General features: G+C 52.1%; 12 protein-coding genes. 5 read left to right on the plus strand and 7 right to left on the minus strand.

Going from position 1 to position 14,135, the window contains the following annotated elements:
• Positions 1-304: 304 nt before the first annotated feature.
• A complete protein-coding gene (locus DYD62_RS23250; RefSeq protein ID WP_115230240.1) occupies positions 305-1,249 on the minus strand; it encodes a lipase secretion chaperone in 945 nt (314 codons plus the stop codon).
• Positions 1,249-2,163 carry a lipase family alpha/beta hydrolase gene (locus tag DYD62_RS23255; protein WP_115230241.1) on the minus strand — a complete coding sequence of 305 codons (915 nt, stop codon included), beginning with the start codon at positions 2,161-2,163 and terminating at the stop codon, positions 1,249-1,251. Before DYD62_RS23255 ends, DYD62_RS23250 begins: the two co-directional genes overlap by 1 nt.
• 246 nt (positions 2,164-2,409) lie before the next feature.
• Here DYD62_RS23255 and DYD62_RS23260 point away from each other — a divergent pair, with 246 nt between their 5' ends.
• Positions 2,410-3,369, plus strand: a complete 960-nt coding sequence (locus DYD62_RS23260) for an NAD(P)H-quinone oxidoreductase (protein ID WP_115230242.1) — start codon at positions 2,410-2,412, stop codon at positions 3,367-3,369.
• A gap of 107 nt (positions 3,370-3,476) precedes the next feature.
• Here the strand turns inward: DYD62_RS23260 and DYD62_RS23265 are convergent, their stop codons facing one another.
• Complete coding sequence (locus DYD62_RS23265; RefSeq protein WP_132038752.1) at positions 3,477-4,079, minus strand: glutathione S-transferase family protein; 603 nt, start codon at positions 4,077-4,079, stop codon at positions 3,477-3,479.
• A 119-nt stretch (positions 4,080-4,198) separates the two neighbouring features.
• Between DYD62_RS23265 and DYD62_RS23270 the strand changes: the two genes are divergently transcribed.
• The 3 genes from DYD62_RS23270 (at position 4,199) to DYD62_RS23290 (ending at position 7,240) form a co-directional block, all read left to right on the plus strand.
• Entirely contained in the window at positions 4,199-4,801 is a 603-nt protein-coding gene (locus tag DYD62_RS23270; RefSeq protein WP_115230244.1) for a hypothetical protein, read from the plus strand.
• 506 nt (positions 4,802-5,307) lie between these two features.
• Positions 5,308-5,730, plus strand: coding sequence for a DUF411 domain-containing protein (locus DYD62_RS23285; protein ID WP_115230247.1), 423 nt, complete (start codon positions 5,308-5,310; stop codon positions 5,728-5,730).
• A gap of 10 nt (positions 5,731-5,740) precedes the next feature.
• Entirely contained in the window at positions 5,741-7,240 is a 1,500-nt protein-coding gene (locus DYD62_RS23290) for a multicopper oxidase family protein (protein ID WP_115230248.1), read from the plus strand.
• A gap of 480 nt (positions 7,241-7,720) precedes the next feature.
• Here the strand turns inward: DYD62_RS23290 and DYD62_RS23295 are convergent, their stop codons facing one another.
• Entirely contained in the window at positions 7,721-9,157 is a 1,437-nt protein-coding gene (locus DYD62_RS23295; RefSeq protein ID WP_373280380.1) for an MFS transporter, read from the minus strand.
• 437 nt (positions 9,158-9,594) lie between these two features.
• Between DYD62_RS23295 and DYD62_RS23300 the strand changes: the two genes are divergently transcribed.
• A complete protein-coding gene (locus tag DYD62_RS23300; RefSeq protein ID WP_115230250.1) occupies positions 9,595-10,491 on the plus strand; it encodes a LysR family transcriptional regulator in 897 nt (298 codons plus the stop codon).
• A 103-nt stretch (positions 10,492-10,594) separates the two neighbouring features.
• Here DYD62_RS23300 and DYD62_RS23305 read toward each other — a convergent pair whose 3' ends face one another.
• From DYD62_RS23305 to DYD62_RS23715, 3 genes are all read right to left on the minus strand, one after another.
• Complete coding sequence (locus tag DYD62_RS23305) at positions 10,595-12,352, minus strand: amidohydrolase (RefSeq protein ID WP_115230251.1); 1,758 nt, start codon at positions 12,350-12,352, stop codon at positions 10,595-10,597.
• A 64-nt stretch (positions 12,353-12,416) separates the two neighbouring features.
• Complete coding sequence (locus tag DYD62_RS23310) at positions 12,417-13,274, minus strand: AraC family transcriptional regulator (RefSeq protein ID WP_115230252.1); 858 nt, start codon at positions 13,272-13,274, stop codon at positions 12,417-12,419.
• Positions 13,275-13,782: 508 nt separating this feature from the next.
• Positions 13,783-14,135, minus strand: a 353-nt coding sequence (locus DYD62_RS23715; protein WP_218586928.1) for a hypothetical protein, incomplete at its 5' end; no start/stop codon positions are given.

Raw genomic sequence — 14,135 nt, forward strand, 5'->3', positions numbered from 1 at the left:
GCCACCCCACGAAACACGAAGGCCCCTGCACTGCGGACAATCGGGTCGGCGGCGGGCGGGATTGGCTCGCTGCCTCGCTCCCAAGCGATCCCCCGCCCCGCTTGTTCCTCGCTCCGGCGTGTTTCAAGGGGAGATTTAAGCCCCGTGCCACCACACCAGCTGCGATAAGAATACTAATTGCTGGGTTTTAAAATACTCACAACCAACCAACTTAATTCAATCCATGTTTTTCTCCGTAAAACGCCATGTCTTCTGTGCTTCAAAATTTGGGTTTTATTACGCCATATCCGCGTTCTAACGGCCCCTACTCAAACGCCCCCAAACGTTTTTGCTCCTGCACCGAGAAATACTGATCGCGCAATTTCTGCACGGCAGTATTTTGCTCGGCAAGGGGCAGGGTGCTGATTGCGTTATTTCTTGCGGCTAAGTAAGTCTCTATTTTGCTCTGCCACTGGCTTTCCTCCTTGTCTAAAGCGGCAAGGCGGTTTGCGGCTTCTTCCCCTAAGCTTTGGCTGCGTATTTGATGCAGCTGCCCGGCGCTGGCCCCGGCTTGCCCGGCGCTGGCCCCGGCTTGCCTGGCGTTATCAATGCGTGCCGCCAGTGTCAGGTGTTGCACCAGCTCTGCCCGGGCTTGCTGAGCGGCGGGGCTGAGCTGGGCGTCGAGTGCCGCAAGTTTTTGCACTTTTTGCGCGGTACTTAGCTGGGCATTCTGGCTGATGGCTAAGCGCTCCAGCAGCAGATTATCCTGCTGATCATCTTCACCAAATAAGGCGGCGATTTCCTGGCGGCTAAAAAATCGGCTGCGTGTGTCTTGGATGGCCGTGAGACGCAAACGAATGGTTTCTAGGTTTTGTCCTGCCATCGCAGGGTTTTTAGCCAGCTCGCCTAAGGCCCGTTTGAACTGCAGATATTGCGCCAGAATTCGCCGTGCTTCTTTGGCGGCTTCAGGTTTTAACTCATGGTCTAAATCCCGCCCGATTTGGGCCATGATGTCGGCCAGCGGGCGCTCTCCTGTGGCGGACAGATAATAATCAAAGCGCATTAACAGCGCCTGATTCAGCTGCAAATCACCCTTGCCTTGTGCGATTTCTCCATCGGCCTCTGTGCCGGATAAAGAAGGCGCAAAGGCAATTGATGGCTTTGCTGGTGGAAGCGCCGTGTGGCTGGCCGGGGCGGGTTTGAGTGACCATGCCGCAGCCGCCACCAAAAAAACGGTGGCGGCCATGCCTGCAAAGAGCCAGCGCAGCATCAGAGGCCTGCGTTTTTCAGGCGGTTAGCATGTTGGCGGAAGACGCTGACCGGGTTGGTTTCAAATAAGCTGACAATGCCCACAAATTGATTCACTTCATCCAAGTGATTCATCTGGTAATCATCACGCAGCACTTGGCCCAAATGGCTGGAGCAGGATGAAACCAGCCCGTCATTTTTTTCATTGAAAGCCAGTGAAGTCAGCCCCATCGCCGCATCGCTAACATCAATAATATTTGTGACCGGGCTGGCACCGCTCCAGGAGTAATAGCGCACGCCATTCACCTGATAAGCCCCTTCATTGCAAGCTCCTAGCGGCAGGCCTTCGGGAAATTTGGCGTTGAATTTGGCTGAGCCCTGAGTGGTGAGTGCATCGAGCGCTGCATTGGCGTTTTGGGGGAGAGAGCCATCTTTGGAGGCCAAGCCGATCAGTTTGGCCAGCCCTTCGGCGATCAATATCGCCGCCGATTCGCTGACCGTACCGGGCGCTGCGGTTTTTCTGACCACATCGGCTACTTTAGAGCCCTTATTTACCCCCGCAATATTGGTGACGGATGCTACTAAATCAGGCCTTACCGATGCCACATAGCGTGTGGTTGGCCCACCGTGGCTGTGGCCAATCAGGTTAACCTTGCCTGCCCCCGTGATGGCTAAGATTTGCTTTACCTGCGCTAAAAGCTGCTCGCCGCGTAGCTCACTGGAATTCGTTGCTGAAACTTGCGCTACAAAGACTTTGGCCCCATCAGCTTGTAAGGCTTGCGGTACTTTATAAAAATAATCGACCCCCAGTAGCTGATCAAAACCAAATAAACCATGGACTAAAACGATGGGGTAACGTGTTTCGGTGTAGCCCGTTGCAAGGGCTGGCATAGCAAGAGAGAACAGCAGAGCGAAGCATTTCAGCACAAATTTCATTCTAAAATCCTCATGATATTTAGCGTATCAGAGCGCCAGAGCGGCGCGTTTAAAACAGAGTTAAACGTGTGTTTTATCTGCTTGCTTACGTCATAGAATATTTTTTAAATAAATCCCATTTAAAACAGCAATTATTTTGTAATGAAAAACTGACAGGGCGCTGGCAATTGATTTTCAGCTTTTCGTCGCCATCTTTGGGGCAGAGGTCAGCGATCTCTCTTTTTTCTTCTCAATAAGCAGGTTGCTATGCGCGCTGTCATTCAAGAAAATCAAACTTTATTGCTGGGGGAGGCTGCATTGCCAAAAGCTGCAGCCGGGCAATTACTCATTCGTGTACACGCAGCAGGGATTAATCGCGCTGATTTAGCCCAAGCCGCGGGCCGCTATCCGCCGCCAGCAGGCGATTCACATATTCTGGGGCTGGAAGTCGCCGGTGTGGTAGAGGCGCTGGGCGAGGGCGTGGCTGATTTTGCCGTGGGCGATGAAGTTTTGGGTTTGGTGGGCGGTGGTGCTTATGCCGAGTTTTGCCTGCTGGAATCTGCGCTTGCCATTAAAAAGCCAGCTCATTTGTCTTTTAGCGATGCAGCTAGCCTGCCCGAAGTGTGGATGACAGCATGGTTTAATCTAGTCGAAATTGGCGAGCTAAAAGCGGGCCAGAGGGTATTGATTCATGCTGGGGCCAGTGGCGTGGGCGCGGCCAGTATTCAGCTGGCTAAATATCTGGGTGCTTGGGTGGCAACGACGGCAGGCGGTGCGAAGAAAGCGGAATTTTGCCGCCAGCTAGGCGCTGATTTGGTGGTGGATTACCAGCAGCAAGATTTTGCCAGCGTCGTGAAAGAGGCGGGCGGGGTGGATTTGATTCTGGATGGTGTAGGCGGGGATTACCTAGCAAAAAATCAGGCCTGCCTGAATACAGACGGGCAAATTGTATTGATTGGCTTATTAAGAGGCATTAGCACAGAAATTAATCTGGGCCAGCTTTTAATGAAACGCCAGCGCCTGACCGGATCCACCCTTAGAGCCCAGCCATTAAATGTAAAAGCAAAACTAGCTCTGGCGCTCAGGGATAAAATTGCACCTGCCATTGCAGCCGGGCAATTAAAAGTAACGGTTGATCGTATTTTTAATTGGGAGGAAGCGGCGATGGCCCATCAATATATTGCAGATAACCAAAATATTGGCAAAGTGGTGCTGCAAGTTATTTAAAACCTTAGCAGTGGATTTAGCCGCGACTGTTACAGGCGGAGCTTTCGCGGCTAAAGCTACCACTGCTAAAGCACTTATTTTGCTGGTTTTACCATATAAAGTTAAATTTAATCAGGGTTTGGTATCCTCTTCATCGCCTCATTAGGATGGCACCAGCCGGGTAACTGGCAAATTGCCGCCAGCCAGCGTTTAATATTTGGATAATCAGCCACATCAACTCCTATTTGATCCAGCCAAAATAAATAGGCCGAGCAGCTGATATCGGCAATACTTAGTCCTGATTTTAAAAGAAATTCCCGCACCGCTAGTTTTTCATTCAGCGTATTTAAATCAGCCAATACGCGCTGCTGTAAATAGCGCATCACTTCCGGCGGCTGGGGCTGCCAATGCAGGGCAAAGCGGTAATTGGGCAGGCTAAAGCCAATTCGATTGGCCTCCCAAGATAGCCATTCCAGCGCGCCTTGCCATTCTTCCCCGCCTGTGAATTGCCCGCTTCTTTGTGCCAGATAAATAAGAATGGCATTCGATTGGCAAAAAATCCGCCCCTGATCAAGCAATACCGGCACTTCGCCAAAGGGGCTGATGGCTAGAAATGCTGATGGCTTATTACTTAAATCAACCCATTGGTAATCATGGGGCGTGTTTGTTAGAAGCAGAAAAGATCTAACTTTGTAAGAATGACCGGAATCGGTGCTACCGAAGAGTTGCATAGGAATCTTCTTTTTAATAGAGCTGAAAGGGTAAGTGCTTTCTGTGGGGCTCAGAGACAAATAGCGAAAGTGATCTGTGGCTTTGGTATGATGAGGCCTCTGTTTCAGTAAGGGCACTCATGTTTTCCTGGCGCTGGTTTTTTGTTGTGGTGATTGTATTGGGCGCTTGGCATCAATGCCAACATCGCGCACAGAAGCCGGTTCATCAGGCCAATGGCGTTTTGGTGCAGGCAGACCCCCTGCAAAGCATGCTTGATCGTGGTGAGGTCTGGCAGAAAGATAATTACACGATCAAGGCCCTCGCGGATTTTGCTATTGAAGCCCGTGTATTGTCTAAAGAGATGTACTCCAGTGGCCGCGAAGCGGATTTGTCGCCAGTCGATTTGGCTCTGGGCTGGGGACCGATGTCTGATTCGGAAGTTTTGTCTGAATTAAATATTTCTCAGAGCAATCGTTTTTACTTTTATCGTTGGGAAGATCAGCCACCACGCCCGCCTGCGGAGATCGCAAGTCATAGCGCCAATATGCACATGATTCCGGCAGATGCTCAGATCGAAAAAATATTGAAAGCGGTCAGGCCAGGTCAAATCATTCGATTGCACGGTAAGCTTGTTGAAGTAAGTGCGCCCGATGGCTGGCGCTGGCAATCTTCGCTGACGCGGGATGATACTGGCGCGGGTGCTTGCGAGTTGTTTCGGGTGGAAAGCGCTGAAATTCTCTAAGGGTATCCGGTCTTAATGGTTTGTTTTAAATGTAAGCTCAGTGTTACTTTTTAAACTGGCGATCAAATCTTGCAGTGATACAATCAATTTTATGAAAAAAGTGTGGCTTGTCTTTTTGTTGCTGTCAGTCTTGGCCCTGAATACGGCCATGGCAGGCTGGGTTGCGCCTGTGCCCGGCAAGGCTTGCCACATGATGCAAATGCCCACTGCTGAAAAATGCCAGATGGATCAATCGTTGTTAATGGCTGATTGCCTACAGTCTTGCATGAGTCATTACACGGGCTTGCCCATCGCTTTTAGTTTTGCGCCCCCCGTTTTATTGCCGCCGGTATTCAATGCCGTAGCTGAGTTGCTCCTGCCTGATCCCCCGCTCAAATCCCCCGAAAAGCCGCCCAAATTAGCTTGAATTCTTGCTACTGACTTGTAGCGGTTCTCGTTTTCAATTTATGTTTGAATAATCTGCCATTGCAGGCCGCTTGCGGCTGGCTGGCTTATGGGTGTCTGTCATGAAAAAATTATTATCTATTCTTGCTTTAATGTTATTGGCTCAGCCTGCGCTGGCGGCGATTAACGCGACTTTGTATAAAAGCCCCTCTTGCGGCTGCTGCGAAGAATATGTGAAATATCTGGAAAAAAATGGCTTTAAAGTCAACGCCATCAATAGCAACGATATGTCGGCGATTAAAACGCAAGATGGCTCGTCCAATCTGGCGAGTTGCCACACCACCCGCATTGGCAATTACACGGTAGAAGGCCATGTGCCGGTGGCGGCGATTCAAAAATTACTGCGTGAAAAGCCGTCTATTGCAGGGATTAGCGCGCCGGGGATGCCACAAAATTCACCAGGAATGGGGCCGGAAATCAAAGGCACTTTAAAGATATATCAGCTGGGCAATGCGGCCGAGCCAAAATTATTCTCAGTAGAATAAGGGGCATAAGATGAATCGCAGACACTTTTTGCAAGCCGCTTTAGGTTCGGCGGGTTTTGCCTTGGCTTCAAATTCGCTATGGGCAGCGATGGATCACAGCGCACATGCGGGCCACGCATCAGGCACACCTGCCATGCCGCAGAAAATGGCCCCGGATAATATCAGCCTGCTGCCGCTAGATGCTCTGCCTGCTGGCAAGCCCCATGCTGCTTTATTCCTCTTGCCTACACTCAGCACAAAACCGTCCGTGCTTGCGGCGACGGTGACCGCCGAGCCCTTTGAAGCAGAGCTGGTGCCGGGTAAAAAAACCGTGGTCTGGGCGTATAACCGCAGCATTCCAGGGCCGCTGATCGAGGCATTTGAAGGCGATACGGTGGAAATTCGCTTTATCAATAAGCTGGCACAGGCTACCACCTTGCATTGGCATGGCATGCCGGTGCCCGCCGATCAAGACGGTAACCCGCAAGATGCCGTGCCAGCAGGGGGAGAGCGGCTTTATCGCTTTACCCTGCCGATCGGATCTGCAGGCACATATTGGTATCACCCGCATCCGCATGGTGATACACCTGAGCAGGTGTATCGCGGCTTAGCGGGTCTTTTTATTGTGCGGGCTAAAAACGATGTGTTGGGGCATTTGCCCGAGCAGCATCTGGTGATTTCTGATTTGCGCTTAGCAAGTGACGCCAGTATTCCAGATAACAATATGAACGACTGGATGAATGGCCGCGAAGGGCAGTTTGTCTTGCTTAATGGCCAGCGAGAGCCGGTGATTACCGTGGGCGAGACTCAGCGCTGGCGCATCTGGAATGCCTGCAGTGCCCGCTATTTACGGCTTAGCATTCCTGGCAGAAAAATCATCGTAGTAGGCAGCGATGGTGGGCTTTTAGAGCGGGCGCAAGTCGTGGACGAGCTGCTGCTGGCACCCGGTGAGCGGGCCGAATGGGTGCTTGCAGGGCCAGCTGGGGGCGTCAGTCTGATGGCACTGGCTTACGATAGAAGCAAAATGGGCAGGGTAGCGCCTGAGCAAGATATCAAGCTGGCCAGCATCCAATTTACCCAGGACAGCGTTGCCAAACTGCCAGAGCGCTTACGCACCCTGCCGCCTAAGCTCAAACCCGTAGCCAAGAAACGCGTGGTATTTAGCGAGGTGATGAGCATGGAAGGCGGCCAACACAGCATGCAATTCTTAGTGAATGGCAAAAGCTACGATATGCAGCGGGTTGATTTGCATAGCCGCCTTGGTGATACCGAGCTATGGGAGATCGTGAATGATTCGCATATGGATCATCCTTTTCATATTCACGGCACGCAGTTTGAGGTGTTGGATACCACGCTCAAAGGCAAAACCACGCCCGCGCCGTGGCGGGCATATAAAGACACTTTCAACCTAAAACCTTACCAAAGCGCCCGCATTTTAATCACCCAGCAACACCGTGGCTTACGCATGTTCCACTGCCATATTTTGGAGCATGAAGGGCAGGGGATGATGGGGCAGGTGTTGGTGAAGTAAGGGGGGATAGCATGGATGAGTAGACCGGCGAATAAGCTTTGCTTTATTTCGTCATCTATCGCATAAGCCCTGATGCCGTTTATTTAAGCAGTTTTGATAGCCTCCCCCTCTGTAAAAGGCATGTCTGCGCTCAATGTTGAAATATAGTTGAGGGGATGCTTATGCATTTATAGGGTGTGCAAGTCGTTTTTCTTGCGCACCGATTTCTGCGCTCTGACTGCGTCGTTGTACACCCTATAAAAGTTCAGTGCCTAAGTTGTTTTTCTCTGTGCTCTTTGTGGTTCAAGATGTGTGTTTTGCTAAGTTAAACTGTTTAAAGTGGATAGGATTACCTCAGCCCGCCTTCGCCAAAGGGGGACGCACGGTGCGTGGCTTATGCGGCTTCATCCGCCACAGATAGGCGGTTTAGCAGAGAGATCAACTCGAGTTTTTTAGCTTTATAAGGCTAAAAAGAAACATTAATGATGGAAACGAGCCGTCTTAATGCGCTGTGAGCTGGCCTTTGCGCTCGATATGTTGCCCAGCCTTAATCGCAATCACAAGCGCAATTAAAATCAGCCCTGCAGCAAGAGTAAAGGTGATTTTCAGGCCGTGAGCCACCGCTTCGGGACTTGCGCTGCTCAAGGTGTTTGTGCCTGCTGCTAGGGCAAATACCGCGCCCATCAGGGATGCGCCGGTGATCAGGCCAAGGTTGCGGCTCAGATTAAGCAGGCCGGAAATCAGCCCGCGCTGATCTTTGCCCATCCCGCTCATTACGGCGGTATTGTTTGCGGTTTGGAACAGCGCGTAGCCGCTGGTGATCAGCACCATGGGGGCAATATAGCCGCCCAATGATGCGGGCAGCAGAGCCAGTGCCAAGCAACCGCCCGCCATGCTGCTCAGCCCGATCAGGCTGGAGGGCAGAGTGCCCAGGTGATCTGATATTTTGCCAGCAGGCACACCGCTTAGCGCGGCAGCGATGGGGCCGATGGACATCACCATACCCACATGAGCAGCATCCAGCCCAAATGCGCGGGACAGATAAAATGGCCCCACCACCAGCGTGGCCATGATCACGGTGGCGACCAGTGCGCTCGTGGCAAGGCCGGTATTTAAGGCCGCATTGCGTAATAGATCCAGGCGGATCAGAGGGGCGGTGGTGTTTTTTTCTGTATAAATAAATAGGCCCATTCCGCAAGCAGCAGCCAATAATAAGGCCACATTTAGCAGGCCAAAATGGCCACGTCCCATCGTCATTGCCAGTGCATACGCCGCAAGTGTGAAGGCGAGTAAGAGCGTGCCAAGGTGATCGAAACGAGGGGGCTGGGCAGTAGGCCGGTCAAGCGGTAAATGGTGCTGCGCCAGCACAAACGCCAATATGCCAAGCGGAATATTAATTAGAAATATCGCCTGCCAGCCTAGCCCCGCAATCAACATGCCGCCCAGTGATGGCCCCAGCGCCGTGCCCACTGCCGACATACTCCCCAGCAGGCCCATAGCGCTGCCGGTTTTTTCTTTTGGAATCGTTTCGCCCACAAAAGCCATGGCTAAGCTCATCATCATGGCGGCCCCTAGGCCTTGAACGGCACGCGCAGCAATCAGCCCATTGAGCGTGGGTGCAATGGCGCTCAGGATGGAAGCAAGCGTAAACAGCAAAATCCCCGCCAGAAGCAGCCGCCTGCGCCCGGCCAAGTCCCCCAGCCTGCCTACGCTGACAATCAAAGTGGTCATCGCCAGTAAGTAAGCGATCACCACCCATTGCACCTGTTGAAAAGTCGCGTTAAACGCCTGCGCCAAAGCAGGCAAGCCCACATTAGCGATACTTGTGCCCAGCGATGGCAGCAAAATAGCCAGCGACAGGCTGGCGAGTATCCAGCGGGTTGAGGGTGCGTTTTGCATCACGGCTGGATTGGGTGGGTATGGTTTCAAAATGAGCACCTTAAGGGTTATGAAGATGTTTGCCATGCATCCCGCTACGCGTTTGCAAACATCGAACCATCGCAGGGCGGGTGAAATCCGCCGTTTTCATCGTATTTCGTGGCAAAGCCTGGTGGGTTTCACCCCAATCCTGTCAACTTAAGAAAAACCAACGGGAAAGGATGCTTTTGTAGCTTGGGTTAGCTGGTTTATTCGCCGATTTTAGGGCGGATAAACCAGCGTAACCCAACACTTCAGCGTAAACAGAATGTTGGGTTACGCGATAAAGCCCGCTAACCCAAGCTACGAATTCCCCTTAAGTCGATAGGATTGCGTTTAATCCGCCCCACAAAAGCCATTCCCTGCAAGATAGCCCTTAGCCTGATAAGGCGGAAGACGCGTGGTCTGCACCTTGTTAATGCGTTTAACGCCATAGCAAATTAGGTTAATATCCAGCGATGACGACACCAGATTTCAATTTGCTGATTACCCTTGATGCGGTGCTGGCCGAGGGCAGTGTGGCGAAAGCGGCCAAAAGACTTGGGCTTAGCCCATCGGCAATGAGCCGTGCCTTGGCACGCTTGCGGGAGACAATGGGCGACCCGCTACTCGTCAGAGCTGGGCGCGGCCTTGTGCCTACGCCGCGCGCACTGGCGCTGCGGGAGCAAGTTAGCCAGCTCGTTCAAGATGCAGAAGCCGTGCTCCGCCCTGCCGGTCAACTCAATCTTAAGCAGCTAGCCAGAACTTTTACCTTAAGAAGCAGCGACGGCTTTGTAGAGAACTTTGGCCCCGCGCTGATCGCCCGCATCAGCGCAGAGGCACCCGGCGTGCGGCTGCGTTTTGTGCAAAAGCTAAATAAAGACAGCGCCTCGCTGAGGGATGGCTCGGTTGATTTAGAAACCGGCGTGATTAGTGAAACCACTGGCCCTGAAGTGCGCACTCGAGCCCTGTTTAGGGATCACTTTATCGGCGTGGTGCGCATGGGGCACGCGCTTAGCCAAGTGGACATCACTCCCGAGCGATTTGCCAGCGGCCAGCATGTGCTGGTTTCAAGGCGCGGGCTGGATAGGGGGCTGGTCGATGAGGCTTTGCAGCCACTGGGCCTCACACGAGAAATCACCACCATCGTTAGCGATTTTTCCGCAGCGCTGGCACTCGCCAGATCCACAGACCTAATCGCCACCGTGTCCAAGCACCACACACAGGCTTTGAGCGATGGAATGTACCGCTTCCCCCTGCCTTTCCCTGCTCCAGAAATCACCATTTCTATGCTCTGGCACCCCCGCATGGAGGCCGACCCCGCACATCGCTGGCTGCGGGGCGTGGTGTTTGAGGTTTGTGGGGGAGATAAATAACATCATAGCCTTGCTTAATTTCTCATCGCCTTCCGCCTCATTCTGTGGACTATCCACTCCCATATTTTTTTAAACAGGGCCCGCACACAGCGGGCCTTGTTTATTACAAGCAGCGCTCTGCTTCAAATACTTTTCGGCCTTTAAACATGGTCCAGATTGCTTTGGTCTGGGTGAATTCCCTAGGGTCGATTTGCTCTAGGTTTTTGTCTAGCAGTACAAAGTCGGCACTTTTGCCAACGCTGAACGAGCCGACGTTTTTATCTTGGGCAATCAGCTTGGCTGCGTTGAGGGTGTAGGCTTGTAAGACGTCGCTGCGGCTGATTTTTTCATCGGCAGGGGCGAGTTCTCCTAAGTCGCCTTGTCGGGTCAGCGCTGTGTACATTGCCAGCATGGGATTGGGGCTGGAGACGGGCCAGTCGCTGGCTCCGGCCACAATTGCGCCACTGCGAATCAGGCTGCCTGCTGGGTAAAGTCGTGTGAGCAGAGGGGCGGGGACGATGTTTTCTATGAGGGATGTGCTGGAGAAATCTTTACCAGACCAAAGAAACTGCATTGACGCCGCTACATTAAGCGGCTGAAAGCGTGCCACGCTTTCAGGGCTCACAATTTGTAAATGGGTGATGCTGTGCAGGGTGCTATGGTCTGGATTGTGCTGTCTGGCATAGGCGATGGCATCCAGCGCTTCGCTGACGGCGCGATCGCCAATGGCGTGAAAGTGGGTAATCAGATGCTGGGCATCGGCTCGGCGGATGAGCTCGTTAAAGCGCGTCGGTTTGAGATCTTTTAGTCCGCTATAGTCGTGGCGATTGAGGTAGGGCTGGCTAAGCTTGGCAGTTTGCGATGGAAATTCGATCACGCCATCTTGCAAGATTTTGATGCCGATCAGGTTGACATCGCTAGTGCCAGAAAACTGCTGCTTTAGCGCCATCACATCGTCGATGATGGCGGGTTTAGCATGAATGCCAACCAAGGCCAGTGCAGAAACATGCCCGTTTAATTCTCCTTTACGGGCTAGCTCGGTATAGGCAGGCAGCAGGCCGGTATCTTTGCGAGTAGGCGCGGCGCTAAAGGCGGGAGAGAGAGGGCGGATATTGCTGACAGGATCCATCCACGCGGTAATGCCTACTCGATTGAGCTGGCAAGCCGCCAGCTTGATTGCTTCGCCAATTTGCGCGTCGCTTACCTTGGGCATGGCTTTTAGAATGCGATCCCAGCCTCCTTCAGAGGCAAAGCCGTTGAGGCTGCCATCTTTGCGGCGGGTAAAGCCATCATTGGGTGTGGCAGACTTTTTGGTCCCTACAGATGCCAGCAGGCCCGCTTGTTTAAGCATTGCCTGATTGGCCCAGCCTGTGTGGGCATCAGATCCGGCAAGGACAACCGGAATATTGCGATAGGCGGCTGCGTTAAAAACTTGTTCCAGTAGCTCGATATGATTCCAGTATTCAAGGGATACGCTGGTAAAAAGCTGCACATTACCTTGCATTAGCTTGGCATCTTTAGTGGCTTGGCTGGCAAAACTGCGGATTTGTTCTGCAGTGTTCAGATCGCTAGGAAAATGCACGGTCATTTCTTGAAAGCCAGCAAAGGCAGCATGTACATGGCTATCAATTAAGCCAGGCATAAGGAATTTCCCTGCAAGATCGATATGAGGCGTGGTTTTGCCCATTTGCTGCTCAACAGCATCGCGTGAGCCAACGGCCACAATCCGGCCATCTGCAATGCCTACCGCTTCGGGGTGAAGGTTGCTCACATCGGCGCTGTAGATGCTGCCCCCAGAAAGAATAGCCCGCGAGGATTCCGCCCAAGTGCTGGGTGAGCCGATGATCAATAGGCAGGATGCAAGAAGTGAAAGGCGTTTCATTGGCGTAGCTCCGCTCGCCCGGCGAATGTGCGCAGGGTTGAGCTTGATTGTGAAGAGAGCCCCGCTAGCGCGAAGTTAGCGGGATATAGATGTCGAAGGCGTAGTGATCACGGGCCGTATTGGTTGCTGCGTCATAGCGCTCAAAGCAGGGTAAATCCGCACAAGCCAAGCCTTTTGTCACTAAATAGCGAAAGGCAATTTCCCAGCTAAGGGGCAGCGAGGCTTCATTGCACTCAAAGCTAAAAATAGCGTATCGGCCCGCCGTAACCTTCTGAATCGCAAGCCGCCGCTCTGCCGGAATCACGCCATTAAGCTTGATGCAAACATCAGTTCGGCAGTGTGTTGGCTCAGTGATTTCTGGATCATCCCAGTACAGGCTTAGCGTGCCTGCTGGGGTGAACTCATCGCTCTGCCCAAGCAGGGATAGCAAATCACGATGCGCCTGCTCACATCTCTCTCTGCCATAGCAACCCAGTTGGCGCATATATACCACCTGAAAAGCGGCTACCTGCTCGATACGCACATTTTGTAGCAAGTTAAATTGCTCGGGGCCCGTGCCCCATGTCTTGACCCAGCGATCATAATCATCTTCCACGCTGCGGGCGTTTCCAATCTTGCGCTTCTGCTGAGCTTGCAGGCGATAGTCAGAAGGCGTGGTGCCAAAGTGCTGGCGGAAAGCCTTAGCAAAATTTTGAGCGCTAGAAAATCCATACATCATGGCTAAAGTGGTGATGTCGATGGCTGGGCTGCTAAGCAAGCGCCCCGCCGCGCGCTCCAGCCGTAAACGACGCGTGAAGTTAGCCAGTGTCTCCCCCGCAACGGCCTTGAAAATTCGATGAAAATGAAAGCGAGAGAGCGCAGCGCTTCCCGCTACTTCATCCAGCGTCGGGTTTTGCTCAAGATGCTGGCTGATGTAATCCATCGCCTTAAAAACGTGCTTGCGGTAATCCAGTGAGGGGCCTTTGTAGGGAAGGGGGGCTTAAAGACAGGGTGTGTCTGTCATTATAAATAGATCATGAAATGTCAGCGATTTCTGCTGTATAAAATGGATGGATTTTGCTTGGGTTGAGCTTGATTTATTAGGCGCAAAGTCAGTTACTCGCTTTTTAGCGTAGTGGCGGATTTGCGGATGAAGGCTAGCATTTTATCGGTGACCCAAAGGGCCAATCAGTAAAGCGGGTTCTTGTTTATAGGCTAGTCGGATTTTACTGAGGGTTGCAGGGTTGCTGCCAATGCGCATTTGAAACAGCGTAAACCATTGGCGGATGAGTGCTTGAACTGCTGGTTCGCCAGCGGGGATATTGGCTTCCATTTTCTGGTGTACGGTTTGCCATTAAACATTTTTTTGCTATGGGCGAATGGATCATCATGGGCAGCTAGAGCGCTGATATATAGCTTGCCGTTATAGATAGATATTGGAGTAATGAGGCTTAGTATTTTTCAATAATCTGCTTCAGCACATCTTCCTGATAAGGGTGAACTTCGCTGGCGTCTTCCATATCGGCCAGTAATTGAGGATTGTTGAATTTTCTGCGTGCTTCTTCGTAATAGGGGATTTGTACGCGGCGGTATAGGTCGACAAATTCATCGAAATCGAGCACATGGCAATAATTGCGGTATTGGCCGCGTGCTTTGATTTTGCCCAGGCTGATAAACGAAAGTAAATAGGTGCTGCCTTTGGTGCCAAGGAAATCATTCAGAGGGACAGACGAGGGATAGGAGGGCGGCTCGCATACAAATTTATGAATGATTTTGAAATCAAAGTCACGCTGATTGTTATCGT

It is taken from the genome of Iodobacter fluviatilis (assembly GCF_900451195.1).
GTDB classification, from domain to species: Bacteria; Pseudomonadota; Gammaproteobacteria; order Burkholderiales; family Chitinibacteraceae; genus Iodobacter; species Iodobacter fluviatilis.

Excerpts from the sequence above, each read along its gene's own strand:
- DYD62_RS23285 (WP_115230247.1), top strand. The coding sequence starts at position 5,308 with ATGAAAAAATTATTATCTATTCTTGCTTTAATGTTATTGGCTCAGCCT.
- DYD62_RS23260 (WP_115230242.1), top strand. The coding sequence starts at position 2,410 with ATGCGCGCTGTCATTCAAGAAAATCAAACTTTATTGCTGGGGGAGGCT.
- DYD62_RS23290 (WP_115230248.1), top strand. The coding sequence starts at position 5,741 with ATGAATCGCAGACACTTTTTGCAAGCCGCTTTAGGTTCGGCGGGTTTT.
- DYD62_RS23250 (WP_115230240.1), bottom strand. The coding sequence starts at position 1,249 with ATGCTGCGCTGGCTCTTTGCAGGCATGGCCGCCACCGTTTTTTTGGTG.
- DYD62_RS23255 (WP_115230241.1), bottom strand. The coding sequence starts at position 2,163 with ATGAAATTTGTGCTGAAATGCTTCGCTCTGCTGTTCTCTCTTGCTATG.
- DYD62_RS23300 (WP_115230250.1), top strand. The coding sequence starts at position 9,595 with ATGACGACACCAGATTTCAATTTGCTGATTACCCTTGATGCGGTGCTG.
- DYD62_RS23305 (WP_115230251.1), bottom strand. The coding sequence starts at position 12,352 with ATGAAACGCCTTTCACTTCTTGCATCCTGCCTATTGATCATCGGCTCA.
- DYD62_RS23265 (WP_132038752.1), bottom strand. The coding sequence starts at position 4,079 with ATGCAACTCTTCGGTAGCACCGATTCCGGTCATTCTTACAAAGTTAGA.
- DYD62_RS23310 (WP_115230252.1), bottom strand. The coding sequence starts at position 13,274 with ATGGATTACATCAGCCAGCATCTTGAGCAAAACCCGACGCTGGATGAA.
- DYD62_RS23270 (WP_115230244.1), top strand. The coding sequence starts at position 4,199 with ATGTTTTCCTGGCGCTGGTTTTTTGTTGTGGTGATTGTATTGGGCGCT.